21 protein-coding genes and 1 pseudogene are annotated in these 18,952 nt (G+C 69.2%); 5 read left to right on the top strand and 17 right to left on the bottom strand.

Going from position 1 to position 18,952, the window contains the following annotated elements; all coding sequences use genetic code 11:
* Nucleotides 1-8: 8 nt before the first annotated feature.
* From M3Q35_RS39315 to dapE, 3 genes are all read right to left on the bottom strand, one after another.
* Nucleotides 9-1,247, bottom strand: a complete 1,239-nt coding sequence (locus M3Q35_RS39315) for a S53 family peptidase (protein WP_273937637.1) — start codon at nt 1,245-1,247, stop codon at nt 9-11.
* Nucleotides 1,248-1,325: 78 nt separating this feature from the next.
* Nucleotides 1,326-2,093: an LOG family protein gene (locus M3Q35_RS39310; protein WP_273937636.1), complete on the bottom strand. Its 768-nt coding sequence runs from the start codon at nt 2,091-2,093 to the stop codon at nt 1,326-1,328.
* Nucleotides 2,090-3,178: a succinyl-diaminopimelate desuccinylase gene (dapE, locus tag M3Q35_RS39305; RefSeq protein ID WP_273937635.1), complete on the bottom strand. Its 1,089-nt coding sequence runs from the start codon at nt 3,176-3,178 to the stop codon at nt 2,090-2,092. The genes M3Q35_RS39310 and dapE overlap by 4 nt, the downstream gene beginning before the upstream one ends.
* 23 nt (nt 3,179-3,201) lie before the next feature.
* Between dapE and dapD the strand changes: the two genes are divergently transcribed.
* Nucleotides 3,202-4,119 carry a 2,3,4,5-tetrahydropyridine-2,6-dicarboxylate N-succinyltransferase gene (gene dapD, locus M3Q35_RS39300; RefSeq protein WP_273937634.1) on the top strand — a complete coding sequence of 306 codons (918 nt, stop codon included), beginning with the start codon at nt 3,202-3,204 and terminating at the stop codon, nt 4,117-4,119.
* Nucleotides 4,120-4,179: 60 nt separating this feature from the next.
* Here the strand turns inward: dapD and M3Q35_RS39295 are convergent, their stop codons facing one another.
* Both M3Q35_RS39295 and M3Q35_RS39290 read right to left on the bottom strand, forming a co-directional pair.
* Nucleotides 4,180-5,142, bottom strand: coding sequence for an isopenicillin N synthase family dioxygenase (locus M3Q35_RS39295; protein ID WP_273937633.1), 963 nt, complete (start codon nt 5,140-5,142; stop codon nt 4,180-4,182).
* Nucleotides 5,139-5,602, bottom strand: a pseudogene (locus tag M3Q35_RS39290) (nucleoside deaminase). Before M3Q35_RS39290 ends, M3Q35_RS39295 begins: the two are co-directional and overlap by 4 nt.
* A 24-nt stretch (nt 5,603-5,626) precedes the next feature.
* On the opposite strand from M3Q35_RS39290, the gene M3Q35_RS39285 reads away from it, so the two are divergent.
* A complete protein-coding gene (locus M3Q35_RS39285; RefSeq protein WP_273937632.1) occupies nt 5,627-6,565 on the top strand; it encodes a CHAD domain-containing protein in 939 nt (312 codons plus the stop codon).
* Nucleotides 6,566-6,671: 106 nt separating this feature from the next.
* Here M3Q35_RS39285 and dapC read toward each other — a convergent pair whose 3' ends face one another.
* Together dapC and fdxA are read right to left on the bottom strand one after the other, a co-directional pair.
* Nucleotides 6,672-7,775, bottom strand: coding sequence for a succinyldiaminopimelate transaminase (gene dapC / locus M3Q35_RS39280; RefSeq protein WP_273937631.1), 1,104 nt, complete (start codon nt 7,773-7,775; stop codon nt 6,672-6,674).
* Nucleotides 7,772-8,098 carry a ferredoxin gene (gene fdxA, locus M3Q35_RS39275; RefSeq protein ID WP_273937630.1) on the bottom strand — a complete coding sequence of 109 codons (327 nt, stop codon included), beginning with the start codon at nt 8,096-8,098 and terminating at the stop codon, nt 7,772-7,774. The genes dapC and fdxA overlap by 4 nt, the downstream gene beginning before the upstream one ends.
* 186 nt (nt 8,099-8,284) lie before the next feature.
* On the opposite strand from fdxA, the gene M3Q35_RS39270 reads away from it, so the two are divergent.
* Nucleotides 8,285-9,001, top strand: coding sequence for a GNAT family N-acetyltransferase (locus M3Q35_RS39270; protein ID WP_273937628.1), 717 nt, complete (start codon nt 8,285-8,287; stop codon nt 8,999-9,001).
* Nucleotides 9,002-9,039: 38 nt separating this feature from the next.
* Here M3Q35_RS39270 and M3Q35_RS39265 read toward each other — a convergent pair whose 3' ends face one another.
* The 5 genes from M3Q35_RS39265 to M3Q35_RS39245 form a co-directional block, all read right to left on the bottom strand.
* Complete coding sequence (locus M3Q35_RS39265; protein WP_273937627.1) at nt 9,040-9,201, bottom strand: hypothetical protein; 162 nt, start codon at nt 9,199-9,201, stop codon at nt 9,040-9,042.
* Entirely contained in the window at nt 9,198-9,812 is a 615-nt protein-coding gene (locus M3Q35_RS39260; RefSeq protein ID WP_273937626.1) for a hypothetical protein, read from the bottom strand. Before M3Q35_RS39260 ends, M3Q35_RS39265 begins: the two co-directional genes overlap by 4 nt.
* 4 nt (nt 9,813-9,816) lie before the next feature.
* The gene (locus M3Q35_RS39255; RefSeq protein ID WP_273937625.1) at nt 9,817-10,215 is read right to left on the bottom strand and encodes a hypothetical protein; all 399 of its coding nucleotides are present in this window, start codon (nt 10,213-10,215) and stop codon (nt 9,817-9,819) included.
* Between the two features lie 40 nt (nt 10,216-10,255).
* Nucleotides 10,256-11,122 carry an N-acetyl-1-D-myo-inositol-2-amino-2-deoxy-alpha-D-glucopyranoside deacetylase gene (mshB, locus tag M3Q35_RS39250; protein ID WP_273937624.1) on the bottom strand — a complete coding sequence of 289 codons (867 nt, stop codon included), beginning with the start codon at nt 11,120-11,122 and terminating at the stop codon, nt 10,256-10,258.
* Nucleotides 11,123-11,367: 245 nt separating this feature from the next.
* Complete coding sequence (locus tag M3Q35_RS39245) at nt 11,368-11,589, bottom strand: DUF3039 domain-containing protein (protein WP_273937623.1); 222 nt, start codon at nt 11,587-11,589, stop codon at nt 11,368-11,370.
* Between the two features lie 95 nt (nt 11,590-11,684).
* Here M3Q35_RS39245 and M3Q35_RS39240 point away from each other — a divergent pair, with 95 nt between their 5' ends.
* Together M3Q35_RS39240 and M3Q35_RS39235 are read left to right on the top strand one after the other, a co-directional pair.
* A complete protein-coding gene (locus M3Q35_RS39240; protein ID WP_273937622.1) occupies nt 11,685-12,515 on the top strand; it encodes a helix-turn-helix domain-containing protein in 831 nt (276 codons plus the stop codon).
* Nucleotides 12,516-12,524: 9 nt separating this feature from the next.
* Entirely contained in the window at nt 12,525-12,704 is a 180-nt protein-coding gene (locus tag M3Q35_RS39235; RefSeq protein ID WP_273937621.1) for a DUF397 domain-containing protein, read from the top strand.
* A gap of 127 nt (nt 12,705-12,831) precedes the next feature.
* On the opposite strand, the gene M3Q35_RS39230 is transcribed toward M3Q35_RS39235, so the two are convergent.
* The 5 genes from M3Q35_RS39230 to M3Q35_RS39210 all read right to left on the bottom strand — a co-directional run bounded on the left by M3Q35_RS39230 (nt 12,832) and on the right by M3Q35_RS39210 (nt 18,903).
* Entirely contained in the window at nt 12,832-13,881 is a 1,050-nt protein-coding gene (locus M3Q35_RS39230; protein ID WP_273937620.1) for an ABC transporter ATP-binding protein, read from the bottom strand.
* On the bottom strand, nt 13,878-15,023 hold the full coding sequence (locus M3Q35_RS39225; protein ID WP_273937619.1) for an ABC transporter ATP-binding protein: 1,146 nt from the start codon (nt 15,021-15,023) through the stop codon (nt 13,878-13,880). Before M3Q35_RS39225 ends, M3Q35_RS39230 begins: the two co-directional genes overlap by 4 nt.
* The gene (locus M3Q35_RS39220; protein ID WP_273937618.1) at nt 15,023-15,943 is read right to left on the bottom strand and encodes an ABC transporter permease; all 921 of its coding nucleotides are present in this window, start codon (nt 15,941-15,943) and stop codon (nt 15,023-15,025) included. Before M3Q35_RS39220 ends, M3Q35_RS39225 begins: the two co-directional genes overlap by 1 nt.
* Nucleotides 15,936-16,934 (bottom strand): ABC transporter permease, encoded by a 999-nt coding sequence (locus M3Q35_RS39215; RefSeq protein WP_273937617.1) that lies wholly within the window; start codon nt 16,932-16,934, stop codon nt 15,936-15,938. The genes M3Q35_RS39220 and M3Q35_RS39215 overlap by 8 nt, the downstream gene beginning before the upstream one ends.
* A 163-nt stretch (nt 16,935-17,097) precedes the next feature.
* Nucleotides 17,098-18,903 (bottom strand): ABC transporter family substrate-binding protein, encoded by a 1,806-nt coding sequence (locus M3Q35_RS39210; RefSeq protein ID WP_273937616.1) that lies wholly within the window; start codon nt 18,901-18,903, stop codon nt 17,098-17,100.
* Nucleotides 18,904-18,952 lie beyond the last annotated feature (49 nt).

The raw sequence follows: 18,952 nt of genomic DNA, 5'->3' as shown, positions 1-18,952 counted from the left end.
GTGCGCGTTCAGCGCAGTGCCGTCACCAGGGACGGAACGAACTTGGCGGCGTCGAGCGTGCCCCAGCCGGACACGATGTCGAAGCCCTTGGCCGCGGCGAAACCGGTGACACCGTTGAAGGTGTTGTTGCCGCTGGTCACGTCCACGTAGGTCACCTTGCCGCCGTAGAGGGCGGGGTTGACCTGGCCCAGCCGGCCGCCCTTGGACTGCGCGGCCAGCGCCAGCACGGCGGCGAACAGCGGCGAGGACTCGGAGGTGCCGCTGGTGCCCTCCATGGCGACGTCGGGGAAGGACCGCTGCGTGCTGTTGGTGATCTTCGAGACGCTGTTCTGCCAGGTGGGCCGGCTGTAGACCTTGGAGAGGCCGCCGCCCGAGTCGGCCCACAGCGTGGTGTTGGGCTTGCCGCTCACCGAGTTCGTGCCGCCGACCGCGGTCACGTTCGGGTCGGCCGCCGGCCAGCTCGCGGTCCGCTTGTTCCAGTAGCCGCCGCTCTTGGTGTGGTTGGTGGCGCCGGAGTCACCGGACGAGGCGGTGAACGTGATGCCGGCCGCGCTGGCCCGCTGCAACGCCGGGTCGAGGCCGGTGATCTGCGCGTTGGAGTCGAAGTTGTCCTCGGCCGTGCCGAAGCTCATGGAGATGATGTCGGCGGACTTGTTGGTGGTGGCGTAGTCCACCGCCCGCATCATCTCCGGCAGCCCGTCGATGCCCTCGGTCTCGGCCACCGGCGTCGCGATCACGACGATCTTCGCGCCGGGCGCCAGGGTGTGGATCATCTCCACGTCCAGGTCGGTCTCGCCGCCCCAGGACTGGCAGGTGGCGGTGTCGACGCCGGAGTCGCGGCAGCCCGGCACGTGGCCGACCGGCTCCAGGATCTGCACGGTGGTCTTGGGCAGCCCGTGGCTCTGGTCGTAGGAGTCGATGACCGACTGGATGTCCTTGTCACCGAACGAGACCAGCGTGGCGACGGTGATGCCCTTACCGTCGATTCCCTTGTCCCACAAGGGCTTCACATCGTAGGCGGTGGACAGGCGGGGCAGCTGCGGTGCCGCCGCCGCCAGGCGCTGCACCTTCTGCGCCACGGTGTCGGCGCCGACGAACGACCGCGCCGCCGCGCTGAAGTCGTGGTGGCCCGAGGTGTGTTGACTCGGGGCGGGCGCTGCGACAGCGGGGGCAGCGGCGACGCTGCCCAGCGCCAGCGCGGCCCCGACCACCAGCACTCCCGCGGACTTGACCGTTCCTCGCGCCATGACATTCCTCCTGATCAGCCGGCACCGCCCATTGAAGGGGGTGCCGCACGCCGGCCGTCAGGTCCGAAAGTCGGGAAATCAGTGCACTTGTTCCCAGGCCCGGTAGGCGTCCTGGACCACCCGGACGGCGTCGTCGATGTCGTCCGTCAGATGTAGCAGCTCCATGTCCTTGGCCCCGACCTTGCCGCCGGCTTCCACCGAATCGTGTAGCCAGTCGTAGAGGCCCTGCCAGTACGACCGTCCGAAGAGGACGACCGGGAACTTGGTGACCTTCTTGGTCTGCACCAGGGTGAGCGCCTCGAACAGCTCGTCGAGCGTGCCGAAGCCGCCGGGCAGGCAGATGAAGGCCTGGGCGTACTTGATGAACATGGTCTTGCGGGCGAAGAAGTAGCGGAAGTTGACGCCGAGGTCGACCCACGGGTTCAGGCCCTGCTCGAACGGCAGCTCGATGCCGAGCCCGACGGAGTAGCCGCCGGCCTCCGAGGCGCCGCGGTTGACCGCCTCCATCGAGCCGGGGCCGCCGCCGGTGATCACCGCGAAGCCGGCCTCGGCCAGCGCGCCGCCGAGCTTGCGGCCGATCTCGTACTCCGGGTGGTCGGGCTTGGTCCTGGCCGAGCCGAACACCGTGACCGCCTTGGGCAGTTCGGCCAGCGCGCCGAAGCCCTCGACGAACTCGGCCTGGATCCGCATGACCCGCCACGGGTCGGTGTGCACCCAGTCCGACGGGCCGCGGCCGTCCAGCAGCCGCTGGTCGGTGGTGCTTGATTCGCTGGAGCGGTCCCGGCGCAGCGTCACCGGGCCGCGCTGCCGCTCCTTGAGCGGATGCTCCTGCTGGTTCTCGTTCATCGGGAAACCTTACTCAGGAAGCGGCGCAACACCTGCTCGCACCGCACGATCTGGGCCGCGGCGACATTCTCCTGCTGGGTGTGGGCCAGGGTCGGGTCGCCGGGGCCGAAGTTGACCGCCGGGATGCCCAGCGCGGCGAAGCGGGCCACGTCGGTCCAGCCCAGCTTGGCCACCGGCGTGCCGCCCGCCGCCTCGACCAGTTCACGGGCCGTCGGCGCGGACAGACCCGGGAGTGCGCCTTCGGCGGCGTCCGTGAGCGTGAGGTCGTAACCCTCGAACAGGATCCGCAGGTGTTCGAGGGCCTGCTCGGCGCTGCGGTCCGGGGCGAACCGGTGGTTGATCGTCAGCACCGCTTCGTCCGGCACCACGTTGCCGGCGACGCCGCCGGTGATCTTCACCGCCTGGAGGCCTTCGCGATAGTGGCAGCCGTCGATGTCCACGAGCCGCGGCTCGTACTGGTCCAGTTTGTGCAACGCGCCGGCCATCGCGTGGATGGCGTTCTCCCCCATCCAGGCCCGGGCCGTGTGCGCGCGGATTCCCTTGGTGCGCAACTCGATCCGCAGCGTGCCCTGGCAGCCGGCTTCGATCACGCCGTTGGACGGCTCGCCCACGATCGCGAGGTCGCCCTGAAGCCACTCCGGCAGGTCCCGCTCGATCCGGCCGAGGCCGTTGCGGCTGGCTTCGATCTCCTCGCAGTCGTAGAAGATGAAGGTGAGGTCGTGCACCGGGTCGGCCAGCGTCGCCGCCAGGTGCAGGAAGACCGCGTCGCCGCCCTTCATGTCGACCGTGCCGCAGCCGTGCAGCACAAGATCGTCTCCTGTGCCCGTGCGCCGCAGCGGCAGGTTGTCGTTGATCGGCACCGTGTCCAGGTGGCCGGCCAGCACCACGCGGGACGCCCGGCCGAGGTTCGTACGGGCCAGGACCGTGTTCCCGGACACCTTCAGCTCGAGGTGCGGGGCCTGCTTCTCCAGCGCCGCTTTCACCGCGTCGGCCAGGGCATCTTCGTTGCCGGAGACGCTCTCGACGTCCACCAGCGCGGCGGTCAGCTCTACGGGATCGGCGGTCAGGTCCAGGCTTGTCGTCACGACCGGCACGTTACCGTTGTGGCGTGACCACCAGCGCTTACGGCACCGGCCTCGCCACCATCGCCGCCGACGGAACCGTTTTGGACACCTGGTACCCGTCGCCGACCCTCGGCTCCCCCGCTGCGGAGAAGCCCGACTTCGCCGAGCTGCTCGGCGAGGACAAGGCCCGCGGCGTGACGCTCGTGCAGGTCGAGACCGTGATCGAGGACCTGTCCGCCGCGCCGGTCGACACCCACGACGTGTACTTGCGCCTGCACCTGCTGTCCGCCCGCCTGGTCCAGCCGCACGGCCTCAGCCTCGACGGCATCTTCGGCAAGCTGGCCAACGTCGTGTGGACCAACTTCGGGCCGTGCGCCGTGGCCGACTTCGAGGCCACCCGCCTGCGCCTGCGCTCCCGTGGTCCGGTCACCGTGTACGGCGTCGACAAGTTCCCGCGCATGGTCGACTACGTGCTGCCCAGCGGCGTCCGCATCGCCGACGCCGACCGTGTCCGCCTCGGCGCCCACTTGGCCGCCGGCACCACCGTCATGCACGAGGGCTTCGTCAACTTCAACGCCGGCACCCTCGGCACGTCCATGGTCGAGGGCCGCATCTCCGCCGGCGTCGTCGTCGGCGACGGTTCCGACGTCGGCGGCGGCGCGTCGATCATGGGCACCTTGTCCGGTGGCGGCAAGGAGGTCATCAGCCTCGGCGAGCGTTGCCTCATCGGGGCCAACGCCGGCATCGGCATCCCCCTCGGCGACGACTGCGTCGTCGAGGCCGGCCTCTACGTCACCGCCGGCACCAAGGTGAAGCTGCCCTCCGGCGACGTCGTCAAGGCCCTCGAGCTCGCCGGCCAGTCCGGTCTGCTGTTCATCCGCAACTCCGTGACCGGCGCCATCGAGGTCAAGGCCCGCAAGGGCCAGGGCATCGAGCTCAACGCCGCCCTCCACGCAAACTAACCTTCACGCTTGGAAGGGGCCTTCCTCCACTCCGAGTGGAGGAAGGCCCCTTCCAAGCGTTCAGCCGACGCTGATGGCGGCCAGCTTCTCCTTGAGGTACGAGCCCCAGTTGGTGGGCGGGTAGCTGCGGCGGCCGATGGGCGGGGCCATGGACTCGACGACGGCGTCGTGGTTGGCCTCGTAGAAGAAGACCAAGGACACGAGGTCCTCGCTGGGGGCGTCGGCGGGCGGGGGAAGAACGCGGTGGCGGGTGGAGCGCCAACGGTCGCCGGTCCAGCGGGCCATGAGGTCGCCGATGTTGATGGTGAAGGCGGCGGGGTCGTACGGCGCGTCGATCCACTCACCGGACTGGGTGTAGATCTGCAATCCGCCGAGACCGGGCTCCCGGTCCAACACGGTGACGGTGCCGAAGTCGGTGTGCGGACCGATGCGGAACTGGCCCTCGGCGGCGGGGCCGACGCGGGTCAGGGGCGGGTACCAGTTGATGTTGAAGCCGTAGGTGGGCTCGGACAGGAAAGGCTCGAAGAAGTCGACGTCGAGGCCGAGGGCGACGGCGCAGAGGGCCATGAGCTCGTCGGACAACGCATGCATCTCGTCGAGGTACTCGCCGACGACCGAACGCATCCGAGGCAGCTGGGCGTCGGGCCACACGTTGGGCGCGAACCACTCGGCGTCGACGGCGGGATTGCCGGTGGGGGTGTCGCACGCCGCCGTGAAGGACTCCTTCATGTCCGGCGGCGTGGGAGTGCCCTCGGCGTAGCCGTTGGCCTCGGCCCCGGGCGGCAGCCAACCCCGGCCGCCGACGGCGGTCGCATAGGTCTGCTTGACGTCCTCGGGCAACGCGAAGAACTCCCGTGCGACGGCCCGGGTGTCGTCACGCAACGACGTGCTCACCTCGTGCCCGGTGATCAACAGGAAACCGGCGGTCTGCAACGCCTCGTCGACCTGACGGGCCACCTCGGCCCGGTCCCGGTCGTCGCCGTGGAACCACGGCTGGAGGTCGATGCTGGGCACTGACGTCACTGGCTCTCCCCGATGTCCTCGAACCACAACTGCGGCTCGGCCGCGATGAACTCGGTCATCATGCTGACGCACTCGGCATCGTCCAGCACCGTCACGGCCACGCCGTGCTCGGCCAGCCAGTCGTGCCCGCCGTGGAACGTGCGGGCCTCGCCGATCACCACGTGCCCGATGTTGAACTGGCGGACCAGCCCGAGCAGTACCAACACGGCGACAGCGTGGTCACCATGATCGTGTCCCGATAGGTCGGTCGCCGGCCGGCGTTGCGGAAGGCGGCGGTCTCGGCGTGCATGGACGGATCGCCGTCCTGCACCCGGCGGTTGTGGCCACGGCCCAACAGCGTGCCGTCCACGTGGAACAACGCGGCCCCGATGGGGATCCCGCCCTCGGCCCGCCCGGCCCTGGCCTCGCGGACGGCCGCCTCGAGCAGGTCGGCATGCGTCCTTTCGGAGGAGCCAGTCATCCGTTCCTCACCTACCATTCAGCAATGAGCCAGTCCGTTGCCGCAGCTCGTCGGCCCGTGACGCCGCAGCGGCTGGGCCTGGCGCCGCTTCCCGTACCCGCGACCGCGAAGGACCCGGTCGCCCGCCACGTCCGAGGCGCCCTGCACGCGCAGACGTTGGCCATGCTGCACTACGAACCGGGCACGCGCACCGGTGAGGATCCCGAAGACCTGCACCAGATGCGGGTTTCGGTGCGGCGGCTGCGAGCCGTGCTCAAATCCGCGCCCCGAAGTGTGCCCGACAGTGACCGGCTGCGGGCCGAGTTGGGCTGGCTGGGCGGCGCGCTGGGGCCGGTGCGGGATCTGGACGTGCTGATCGACCGGCTGCGGGCCGAGTCCGACGACTTCCCCGACGACGAACGGCGCGTGGCCACGACCCTGCTCGACGGCCTGGTCACCGAGCGCCTCGCCGCCCGTGAACGCCTCACCTCGGCGCTGAACAGCTCGCGCTACCGGACGGTGCTGGGGCGCCTGGCCCAGGCGGCGAACTCGGACATCGATCCGACGGCCGAGGAGCCCGAGCTGATGGATCTTGTCAGGGTCCCGTACCGCAAGCTGCGCAAGGCGGTGCGGGCCCTGCCGGCGGACCCGCCGGACGCCGAGCTGCACCGGCTGCGCATTCTCGGCAAGCGTTTGCGGTACGCCGCCGAGCTGGTCAAGCCGATCACCGGCAAGCAGCTCAAGGAGCTCGTGCGGGCGTCGAAGGAGCTTCAGGAGGTGCTCGGTGAGCACCAGGACGCCTGCGTCGCCGAGCAGGAGGTGCGACGCCTGGTCACGGCCCAGGGCGAGGTCGTCGACTGGGACCTGGTCTTCGTCGCCGGGCGGCTGGTGGAGCGGGAACACGTCCGCCGCGTCACGACCCGCGACCTGTGGCACGCGGCTTGGGAGGCGGTCGACCGCCAGGGTAACGCCGCCCTGCGCTGACACCCCCTCTTTTGCCACATGCGCTTCCTATGTGGCATCAGGCGCCAAGTAGGAAGCGCATGTGGCAAAAAGCTGGGGTGCTGGGGGCGGGCGGCGGTAGCCTCGGCTAGGCGGTGAGCCGGGCAGCGGCGGCGGCGATACGTTCGTCGGTGGCGGTGAGCGCCATCCGCACGTGCTTGCCGCCCTTGGGGCCGTAGAAGGTGCCGGGAGCGGCCAAGATGCCGCGCGACGCCAGCCAGGCGACGGTGTCCCAGGCGTCCTCGTCACGGGTGGCCCACAGGTACAGGCCGGCCTCGGAGTGGTCGACACGGAAGCCGGCGCCGAGCACTGCCTCCCGCAGGACCTTGCGCCGGGCCTCGTACCGAGCCCGCTGCTCCACGACGTGCTGGTCGTCGCGCAAAGCGGCGGTCATCGCCGACTGCACGGGCCGAGGCACGATCATGCCGGCGTGCTTGCGGATCTCCAGCAGGCGCTTGACCAGCACCGGATCGCCGGTGACGAACCCGGCGCGATAGCCGGCGAGGCTGGAGGACTTGGACAGCGAGTGCACGGCCAGCAGCCCCTCGGTGCTGCCGCCGCTGACCCGCGGGTCCAGGATCGACACGGCCGAAGAGTCCCAGGTCAGAGACAGGTAGCACTCGTCGGAGGCGATGATGGTGCCGCGCTCACGGGCCCAGTCCACGACCTTGCGCAGGTGCTCGATCGGCAGCACCCGCCCGGTCGGGTTGGACGGCGAGTTCAGCCACAGCAGGGCCGGCCGCCGCGGACCGAGGGCGGTCAGGCCCTCCACCCGCGCCACCTCGGCCCCGGCCAGCAGGGCCCCGACCTCGTAGGTCGGGTACGCCAGCTCGGGAATGGCCACCAGGTCCCCGCCGCGCACGCCGAGCAGCGTCGGCAGCCAGGCCACCAGCTCCTTGGAGCCGATGGTCGGCAGCACGGCGACCGGGTCGAGCCCACGGACGCCGAACCGGCGGTCCATCGCGTCGACGGCGGCCTGGCGCAGCTCGGGGGTGCCGTGGGTGGTCGGATATCCGGGCTGGTCGCTGACCGCCGCGAGGGCGTCACGAATCAGCTCGGGCACCGGGTCGACCGGCGTGCCGACGGACAGGTCGACCACACCGTCCGGGTGCGACCGCGCGGTGGCGGTGTGGTCGGCCAGCGAGTCCCACGGGAAGTCCGGCAGCGCCGGCCCCGTCGTAGAACCACTCACTCGTGCGCGGCCTGCTGCGGCAGCTGGGCCACGAACGACGGGTCGTTGCTGGTCTTGCCGATCTTCGCCGCGCCGCCGGGCGAGCCCAGCTCGTTGAAGAAGTCCGCGTTCGCCTTCGTGTAGTCCTTCCACTGGTCGGGGACGTCGTCCTCGTAGTAGATGGCCTCCACCGGGCAGACCGGCTCACAGGCACCGCAGTCGACGCACTCGTCGGGGTGGATGTAGAGCATCCGGTCACCCTCGTAGATGCAGTCGACGGGGCACTCTTCGATGCACGCCTTGTCGAGTAGATCGACGCAGGGCTCGGCGATCACGTAGGTCACTGCGTTCTCCTGCTTCCGTCTTCGTCCATCTGCCGCGGGACATCGGTGCTGGGTCCCGCGGGCACCCGGCCAGTATCCCCCGGCTGGGAGGCAAGGCTCGCACCTGGGCACCCCAATCGCCACGGTACGTCCCGAGGATCGAGAAATGAGCTGGAACCGCCATGTGGCCCCCGGCACAGTCACCGGATGGACGCCATCGCGAAACTGGAGATCCGGTGCGCCGACGCCTGGCCGGCGCTGGTCGACGAGCGGCTCGGCCAGTGGCGCCTGCGCGCCGCCGACGGCTTCACCGGGCGGGCCAACAGCGCCCTGACCACGGGCGATCCCGGCCGGCCGATTCCCGAGGCCCTGGCCACCATCGTCGCTTTCGCGGCCCGTCACGCCATCACACCGGCGGCTCACGTCACGGTGGGGTCGCCCACCGAGCGAGACATCCGGGCGGCCGGCTGGCAGCTGGCCGAAGACCACCCTGGCGGGGCGGAGTCGGCGGTGATGGTCGGGCCACTCCCTGATGTGGCACTGCCCGATGGGGAGGCGCCGGGCGAGATTTTGGACAAGCCGTCGCCGCAGTGGTGGGAACTGGCCGTCGGCGAGCCCACGCCGGCGCAGCGGCACGTGCTCGGCACGGGCCCGCTGCTCGGCTTCGGCTACGTCGAGGGTGCGGCGGTGGTCCGGGGCTGCATCGTGGACTCGACGTTGCACATCTCACGGCTGGCCGTGCGGCCGGAGCTACGCCGCCAGGGCACCGCCCGGCGGCTGCTGGCCGCGCTGGGCGCATGGGCCCGGGACCGCGGCGCGCGGAACGCGGTGCTCCAGGTCGCCGTGCACAACGAGGCCGCGATCCGGCTGTATGAGGACCTCGGCTTCGCCGAGCACCACCGCTACCGGTATCTGCGGCCGTAAGACCTCATCGGCCGAGACCTCTTACATCAGCCCGGGGACTACTTGCCCTTCTTCTTGTTCGTGTGACGAAGGTCACCGACAATCTTGAAGGCGGGGCCGCCCATGCCCGGCTTGGCCTTCTCGTTCTCGCCGTCGACCAGTGCCTTGATGGCGTCGACCGGGTCGTTGGAGTGCCGGTCGTCCTTGCGCTGCACGCTCATGACTGCCTCCCACGCGGGTCCCAGCGGACCGCGCTCTGCTCCCGCATCCAGCGCCGCGCACGTTTGCGCAGTCGCCACAGCACCAGCCTCCCACCGATCAAGGGTCCGGTGCGTCCGTCGATCGTCGCCAACAACTGGCCCAGCCGCTGGGCGGTGGCGGCCAGGGCCCGCACGGTGACGCGCCCGTGCCGCCGGTTGGCCTCGACCAGCTCGGTAAGCAGGTACGCGGTCTGGCCGTCCTCGTCGCCGCCGACCGACGCCGCGTTGACGTCACGGCCGTAAAGCACGGCGGCCAGCACCCGCACCCGCAGCTCGACGGTGTCGGCCTCGGCGCAGACGACCAGGGCCTGCTCGCACAGCGTCAGCGCCTTGCGGTCGACACCGGTGGACGCGACCAGCAGCGGCACCAGGGCGGCGACGCGGCTGGTCAGCTCGGTGGGCAGGGTCCCGAGGCGGGCCAGGTACTTGGGGTCGACGCCGTCGATGTTGGCCACCGCGCCGATGGCCCGGCCGTGCAGCCGGAACGGGTCGGGGTCGCCGAGCACGGCCAACACGGGCCCGGCCGCGCGGACGAACGGCCGGAGCGCGGCGACGACCTCGGCGTCATCCACTGGGTCATCCACTGGCCGTGGGCAGTCGGGCCCGGCCGAGCGCGTTGCCCAGGACCACCGCCGACGGCAGCGCTCCGGCCGCCAGCAACGCGAGGATCCGCCAGTCCGGGTAGACCAGGAAGTTTCCGCCCGGCCCGCCCACGGTCAGCCAGAGCGTCACGGCGATCCAGGCGAACGCCGGCAGGCCGCCGACCCAGGTCACCGGCTTCAGGCGGGCGGCGGCCCGGACCAGCATGGGCGTGGTGATGAAGGCGATCACGATGGTGATCGGGAACGGGAAGCCGCCGAGGTCCGGCAGCGTGGTGCCGTCGAACCGGGCCGGCAGGAACACGATGTCGACGACCGCGAGCAGGATCGCGTCGAGCACGAGCACGACGAGAACCACCCAGTCGCCGGGCCTCATCGCACGGACTCCAGGTGGTTCAAGGAGGCGAAGTCGTCGGTCATCGCGTGCGTTCCACGTCGTTCAGGCCTCCGAAGAGATCGGTTTCCGCGCCCTCCGAGGGACCGGCCGCCAGCACGTAGAACTCGGTGCCGATGACGGGCTGGGTGATGCCGTTGGACAGGGCGTAGCAGGCCGCGCCCTCACCGTTCTGCCAGACGCTGACCTGCGTGGCGTGGGCCCGCAGGGCGGACAGCTTGGCCGGCACGTGGGCCTCGATGTCGACGCGGGTGGTGATCACCTCGTCGTCGACGACGGGCAGCTCGCCGGGCGCGGGCATGCGGTAGGGCACGCCCTCGACGCCACGGAGCTTCTCCAGGCCGGCGGCGACGGCGTCGCGGGAGGTGACGCTGTGGAAGACGCGCAGCACGTCAGGCACCTGGGCGGCCGCGGCGGTGGTGATCTCGTGGGCCCGGATGTGGTCGGGGTGGCCGTAACCGCCGAAGCTGTCGTAGCTGACGACGACCTGCGGCTTGACCTCGCGCAACACCTCGGCGAGCTGCTCGGTCTGCACGGCGAGGTCGCCGGAGACGAAGGCCCGCGGGTGCTGGTTGGCCTCGACGCCGACCATGCCCGAGTCGCGCCACCGGCCGATGCCGCCGAGGAAGCGGTGGTCGTTGACGCGGAGCGCGGCGCAGGCGGAGCGGAGCTCACCGACCCGGTAGCCGCCTAGTTGGTCGGCGGCTTCGGCGCGCAGTTCGTTCAGGCTGGCGGGGATGATCTCGCCCTCCTCACCGAGCGTGCAGGTGACGACGGTGACGTGCACGCCGAGTGAGGCGTAGTGGGCGATGGTCCCCCCGGTCCACAGGCTCTCGTCGTCGGGGTGCGCGTGCACCAGCGCGAGCCGTGGTGGGGCGGTCAGGGTCACCGGTCAAGGGTAGAGCGAGGGCCTGACGCCCGACCCTCCTGGGGAGGCCGAGACCGCGTCCGGGGACTGGGGAATCTGCGAACGCGGCCTCGTTTCCCCCTTGATCGTCTCCGTCCGGGCGGCCCGAGTTCCCCCTGCCGCGAGGCCGGCAGCGACTCGGAACACCCGGACGTCGACAGGATTGAGCTAACCAACTGCGCGTGACGTCTCCGTGACGCGGCGGTGGCGTAGCGGCCCGGGCCGGTTCACGTATCGGATTGACGCTGTCGTGCCTGGTCGGCGCAGTCCGGGCAGGTCGGCCAGAGCCACTCGGCGCGGGGCACGCGCCGGGCCGCCATGCCCTTGCCGCACAGCGCGATGACGTGCGTGCCCCAGGCAAGGAGCTGCTCGTCCGGGTAGCAGTGCCGACGCCCGTCCGCCGGCTGCCACGCGAACCGGGGGCCGGTCAGCCGCACTAGATCGCTCATACCAAGCACAGTACAACCTGCATGTGCGGTTTAGATGTGACACGATTGGGTGACGTCGGTGCACATGTGGGCGGGCTGAGGTGAGGATGTCGGCCATGGCGAACCCGGTGGTCAGCAAGATCCTGTTGGGCTTCGAGATGCGGGAGCTGCGGGAGAACAGCTCGGTCAGCCGGGAGGCGATGGCCGAGGTGCTGGACTGCGACCTGTCGAAGATCAGCCGGATCGAGAACGACAAGGGCTCCTTGACGAGCCTGGAGGTCAAGGCGCTGGCGGAGCTCTTCGACCTCCCGGCCAAGAAGGCCGAACGTTTGAAGGCACTGGCCAAGGACTCCCGCCACCGAGCCAGCTATCGGGTCGCTGACTGGGCCCAGAAGTTCACCGGCATCGAGCAGGCAAGCAGCGAGATCCGCAGTTACGAGAACGAATTGGTCCCTGGCCTCTTCCAAACCGAGGACTACACGCGGGCCATCACCCGCGCGGCCGACCCCACCCGACCGGCGCGTGATGTCGATCGCCTGGTCGCGGGAAGGGCTGAGCGGCAAGCCGTCCTCACACAGGAAGCGCCGCCGCGGATCGTGTCGGTGATCAACGAGGCAGTGGTTCGGCGGGTGGTCGGCGGTAGCACCGTGATGGGTGATCAGCTGACCCGGTTGAGGGAGATTGCCGAGCTTCCCACTGTCGAGCTGCACGTGCTCCCCTTCATCGCCGGTGCGCACGCGGCCATGGGTAGCTCGTTCGTGTTGCTACAGCTGCCGGATCCCTACGACGTGCGGATCGTCTATCTGGAGAGCCTGACAAGCGCCGACTATTTGGATCAGGAAGAGCAGGTAGACGCGTGTAGCCTCACGTTCGAGCGGCTCCTCGGCGCGGCGCTGAGCACCGCGCAGACCGTGGGGCTGATCGACCAGGTGATGCGCGAACTCTAGGAGGGCCGCATGGCGACCCAGCGCTGGCGAAAGTCCAGCTACAGCAACGGCAACGGTGGCAACTGCGTGGAGCTGTCCACCCAACCCCACACCACCGCCGTTCGTGACTCCAAGAATCCTGAGGGCGATGTCCTTCTCTTCCCCGCCAAGGCCTTCGCCGCCTTTCTGACCAGCATCAAGACCGACTGACCTCGCGGCGTCACGAAAATGTCAGACCCTCTCGCTAGGGTCGAAGACACCGTGGGGAGGAACCGGTAAACGGCTCGTGGGCCGTCCGACGAGGGGGAGTCGTCGAACGGCCCACGGAGCCAACAGATCAAGCGACCGGCATCTCCTCGGCGAAGTGGCACGCCGAGAGCAGCTCGCTCTCGCCACGCTTGCGCAGCTCCGGAGCCTCCGTCGCGCAGATGTCCTGGGCCTTCCAGCACCGGGTCCGGAACCGGCAGCCCGACGGCGGATTGACCGGGCTGGGCACGTCACCGGTGAGCACGATCCGGTTGCGCTGGCGCTCCCGTTCGCGCTTCGGGTCCGGCACGGGCACGGCCGACAACAAGGCCTGCGTGTACGGGTGCATGGGCTTGCTGTAGATCAGCTCCCGCGGCCCGACCTCGACCAGCGAACCCAGGTACATGACGGCGACCCGGTGCGAGATGTGCCGCACCACGGACAGGTCGTGCGCCACGAACAGGTACGCGAGGTTGAGCTCGTGCTGCAACTCCTCGAGCAGGTTGACCACGCCGGCCTGCACGGACACGTCCAACGCCGACACGGGCTCGTCCAGCACCACGAACTTCGGGTTCAGGGCCAGCGCACGGGCAATGCCAATACGCTGCCGCTGACCGCCCGAGAACTCGTGCGCGTAGCGGTTCCGGTGCTCGGGGTTCAGGCCGACGATCTCCATCAGCTGGTTGATCCGCTGCTGGATGGCCTCCGGACTGCCGAACCGGTGGATCCGCAGCGGCTCGGCGATGATGTCGTTGACCTGCCACCGCGGATCCAGCGACGCGTACGGGTCCTGGAACACGATCTGCATGTCCCGCCGCATCCCCTGCAACTCACGGGGATGCATGGTGGTCAGCTCCTTGCCCTCGAACCGCACCGAGCCCGAGGTGGGCTTGTGCAGCTGGAGGATGGCCCGGCCGGTGGTCGACTTGCCCGAGCCGGACTCGCCGACCAGGCCCAGCGTCTCGCCGGCGGCCAAATCAAAGCTGACGCCGTGCACGGCCTGCACGTGGCCGACCGTGCGCGGGATGATGCCGCCGCCCCGCACCGGGAACGACTTGAACAGGTCGTTGACCTGGAGCAGCGGAGTGCCGGTGGTGCCCGCGTCGCCGCTGGCCGGCCTGGTCTCGATGCCGGTGCTCACGACGCGGCCTCCTTCTCGTCACTGTTGTCCGCGAGGTGCTCCTCGACGACCGCCTCGGGGTTGTCGATCATGAGCGCGGCGAGCGGCTCCTCGGCGCCGATCTCCTTGCGGGCGAACAGCTTCTTCGGGTCCTCGTAGCCGACCAGGTCGTTCCACCGGTGGCACCGGGTCAGGTGCGCCGCGGTGCCGCCGACCTCGAACAACGGCGGCTCCGACTCGTGGCACACCGGCGCCACCAGCGGGCAGCGCGGTGAGAAGGCGCAGCCCGACGGCAGGTTGACCAGCGAGGGCGGCGCGCCGGTGATCGGGGTCAGCCGCTGCCCGATCATGCTCGGGTCCGGGTTGGAGCCGAGCAGGCCAACCGTGTACGGCATGTGCGGCGCGTCGAACACGTCGTCCACCGAGCCGGCCTCGACGACGGTGCCGGCGTACATCACCTGCACCTTGTCGACCATGCCGGCCACCACACCCAGGTCGTGGGTGATCATGATGATGGCGGCGTTCGTCTCGTCCCGGATCCGCAGCAGCGTCTCCAGGATCTGCGCCTGCACGGTCACGTCCAGCGCGGTCGTCGGCTCGTCCGCGATGATCACGTCCGGGTCGTTGATGATCGCCATCGCGATCACGACGCGCTGCCGCATGCCGCCGGAGAACTCGTGCGGGTACTGCTTGGCCCGCCGGTCCGGCTGCGGGATGCCGACCTGCTCCAGCGCCTCGACCGCCTTGGCCCAGGCCGCCTTCTTGGACACCTTGTGGTGCTCGAGGTAGGCCTCGGTCAGCTGGGCGCCGACCGTGAAAACCGGGTTGAGCGACGTCATCGGATCCTGGAAGATCATGGACATCGAGTTGCCGCGGAACTTGCGCATCTCGTTGTAGCTCAGGCCGTTGAGCTCCTGGCCGCGGTACGAGATCGAGCCCGAGACCCGGGCCGACTTCGGCAGCAGCCCCAGAATCGCCATCGAGGAGACCGACTTGCCGGAGCCGGACTCGCCGACGACGCCCAGCACCTCACGCGGCTTGAGCTCGAAGGACAGGTCACGCACCGCGTGCACGACGCCGTCGTCGGTCGGGAAGTCGACCGTCAGGTCGGACACCCGCAGCAGCGGCTCGTTCGGGTCGATCGTGTCGACGCCCTCGGTCATCACGCACGCACCTTCGTCTGCCTCGGGTCGAACGCGTCACGCAGTCCGTCACCGATGAAGCTGATGGTCATCGAGATCAGCACGATGGCCAGGAACGGACCCCAGAACAGCCACGGGCGCAGCAGCACCTGCGTGTAGTTGTCCTGCACGATCAGGCCGAGCGAGGTGTCCGGCAGCTGCACGCCGAGGCCGATGAACGACAGCGCCGCCTCGGTCAGCACGGCGGTGGACACCGACAGCGTGGCGTTGACCGTGATGGTGCCGACCATGTTCGGGATCAGGTGCTTGAACACGATGTGCCAGGTACCCCCGCCCGACGCCCGCGACGCCTCGACGAACTCACGGGCCGACAGCGACAGCGCCTCACCACGGGTGATACGGGCGATCTGCATCCAGTTGAACAGCGCCAGCACCGCGGCCACCACGTACCAGCTGGGGGCGAAGGCGTGCACCAGCAGGGCGGTCAGCGCGATCTGCGGCACGATCAGGAACAGGTCGACCAGCCGCATCAGGCTGCTGTCGACGATGCCCTTCAGGTAGCCGGCGACGGCGCCGATCAGCACGCCGACGATGGTCGAGCTGATCGCCACCGTGAACGCGATGGCCAGCGAGAACTGGGTGCCGCGCAGTAGCTGGGCCAGCGCGTCGCGGCCGAGCTGGTCGGTGCCGAGCAGATGGCCGCCGCCGGGCTTGAGGTAGCCGCCCGCCTTGGTGTCCGCGTAGTTGTACTTCAGGAACAGCGGCACGACGAAGGACGAGATCGCCAGCAGGAGCAGCACCGCCAGGCTGACCATGGCCAGCCGGTGATGCACGAAGCGGCCGAGGATGATCGACGTCTGCGACCGCGCCTTGGCGTCGAACTCGTGGCGCGCGGCCGCGGCGGTGCCGCCGGCCGTTGCCGTAGTGGTGGCGTCAGGCAAGGCGAATCCTCGGGTCGAGAAGGCCGTAGAGCAGGTCCGAGATCAGGTTGAAGATCACGACGATGGTCGCGGTCACCGCGAACCAGCCCATCAGGGTCGGGGGGTCGTAGTTGGACACGGCCTTGACCAGCACGGTGCCCATGCCGTTCCAGCCGAACACGCGCTCGGTGATGATCGCGCCACCGATGATGGCGCCGATGTTGAGCGCGAACAGCGTGCTGACCGGGATGAGCGCGTTGCGCATGGCGTGCCGGAAGATCACCCGGCTCTGCGAGAGGCCCTTGGCCCGGGCGGTCCGCACGTAGTCGGCGTTGAGCGTCTCCAGCATGGAGGCCCGCTGGAACCGGCTGTACGCGGCGAAGCTGATGGTCATCAGCGAGATCGTCGGCAGCAGGAAGGTGCCGGAGTAGTTGACGATGACCTCGCCGAGGTTGTGCCCGAAGCCGTTGGCCGGCGGGCCCGCCGTCTGCAGCCAGCGCTTGAGGTGCAGCGACAGCAGCAGCTCGTTGAACTGGATGCCGTAGTTCTTGACCACGACGGCGACACAGGCGATCGGCATCGAGAACATCAGGAACGCGACGCTGGTCATCAGGTAGTCGAAGATCGAGTACTGCCGGACGGCGGAGAACACGCCGACGGCGATGCCCAGCACGAGCGCGATCAGCTCGGCCCCGATGACCAGGCGCATGGTCACCCAGAGCGCGTTGGAGATGGTGTCGAACACCGGGGCCTGCGCCTCGCCGAGCGCGATGCTGGTGCCCCAGTCGCCGCGCAGGAAGCCGGTCAGCCAGTCCCAGTAGCGGACCAGGATGGAGTGGTCCAGGCCGAGCTGGGCCGACAGCGACTGGATCTGCTGCGCCGTGATGCCGGGCTTGGTGCGCAGCCCGGCCAGCGGGTCACCGGCGGAGGCCACGAGTATGAAGACGAGGAAGCTGCCGATCAACAGGATGGGTATGGAGATCAGCAACCGTCGAATCAGGTATTGGAACACGGGTTGCTCCTCGACGACCTCACCGGGCGCGGGTCGGGTGGCCGGCTGGAGCGAGGTCTGCCTGGACGGTGGGGACGGGGTCAGTGGTGAACACGGGTGCGCCCCGGCGCCGATCGCGGACCGCGACCGACGCCGGGGAGCTCGAACCCGCTGATACAGCTAATCAGGCGTTCGGCTTCTGCCACTCGTTGGCGTTCCACATCGAGCCGTAGTAGCTCTGGAACCACGCCTTGTCGATGTCACCGGTGTAGGCCCACATGTTCGGGGGCTGGAACAGCGGGAACGTCGAGTAGGTGTCGGCGATCGCCTTGTCGGCGGCCTGGTAGTAGGTCACCGCGGCGGCGTCGTCGGTCTGCTTCAGGGCGTTGTCGAACGCGTCGTCCGCCACCTTGGAGGTGGTGCCGTTCCAGTTCTGGTTGCCACCGGTCTTGTACGTGGTGATGCCGGCGGAGTGGAACGGAGCGACCGACCAGGCGAACAGGGCCACGTCGTAGTCGCTGTCGCTGACCCGCTTGTCCAGGAAGTTGGCGTCGGTGTCGTCCTGGATGTCGATGCCGGCCGCCTTGCACTCCTGCTGGAGCAGCGCCACGGTCTGCTTACGGCGCGGGATGTCGGTGTGGCTGATCTTGAAGGTCAGCTTCTTGCCGTCCTTGACCATGATGCCGTCCGGGCCGGGGGCCCAGCCGTCGGCGGTCAGCGTCGCCTTGGCCGTCGCCGGGTTGGAGACCAGCTTGTCCGAGTAGTTGTCGGCGTAGCCGGGCATACCCGGGAAGAAGATCACGCTGTTGAACGGCTTGGCGTCCGGCTGAACCTGCTTGATCAGCTTGTCGACCAGCTCGTTGCGGTTGATGCACTGGCCGAACGCCTTGCGCACCGCCTCGTCCTGGAACACCGCGCGCTTGAGGTTCAGGTCGAGGTGCTCGAAGTTCAGGCCGGCGTTGGCGCCGTAGGTGATGCCCGACGAGCCGAGGGTCTGCAGCGTCTGGGCGGCGTTGGCGTCCGGCTGCGCCGAGGACAGCACCTGCTCCTCGTTGTTCTGGAGCGCCTGCACCTGGGCGTTGGAGTCGGGGATCGCCTTGAGGGTGATCTTCGCCGGGCCGCCGGGGTTGCCCGGCCACTTCGGGTTGCGGACCAGCGTGATGGAGGAGCCCTGCTGCCAGTCGCTGATCATGTACGCGCCGGAGCCCGGGGCCAGGTCGGCCTTGAAGCCCTTCCAGCCCGTGTTCCAGAAGTCCGAGACCTTGGTCAGCAGGTCGGCCGGGCTCTTCGGGGTCACCTGGGTGATGTCCGAGACGCCGGTCTGCTTCTCCAGGACGTGCGCCGGGAGCAGGTCGTCGGAGATGCCGAACAGGCTCTTCCAGTCACCGAACGGCGAGGAGAACGACGTGACGAAGGTCTGGTCGTCCTGGCACTTGGCCGAGTCGATCTGGCTGTAGCCGGTGGTGCCGCCGGGCAGGAAGTACGTGGTCTTGCCGTCGGCCTTCAGGTCCTGGCCGCTCTGCGCCAGCCAGGCCAGGTAGAAGTCCTTGCAGTTCCACGGGACGCCGTCCGACCAGCTGACGCCCTTCTTGATCTTCCACGTCACGACCTGCTTCGGGCTGGTCGAGGTGACCTCGACCGAGTCCATGACGTCCTTGTTGAGCAGGACCTTGTTGTTGCCGTCCAGGATGAACGGCCGCGCGAGGACCTGGATCAGCGCGTAGCTGTTGTACGACTGCACCGCGTCGGCCGTCGCGTTGTTGTACGCGGTAAACGGCTTGTCGGTCGAAACAACGACCGGGCCAATGTCCTTGACCTTCGGCGCGGTGTACGTGTCTCCGGATTCACCCTTGGCAATGGCCGCGCTGGCGAGTCCGCCACCGTTGGACCCATTGTTCTGATCGCCCCCACCGGAGCCGCCACATGCGGTCAGCATGAGAGCTGCGCCGGCCATCACCGCGATCGCGGGGATCGCCTTGGATCTCCTCATTGACACGTGCCCTCCTAGCACAGGGCGGCCGCGACCCGATCAGGTCGAC

This window comes from Kutzneria chonburiensis, assembly GCF_028622115.1.
In the GTDB taxonomy this organism is placed as follows: domain Bacteria; phylum Actinomycetota; class Actinomycetes; order Mycobacteriales; family Pseudonocardiaceae; genus Kutzneria; species Kutzneria chonburiensis.
This window is presented reverse-complemented; position numbering and strand designations above follow the sequence as displayed.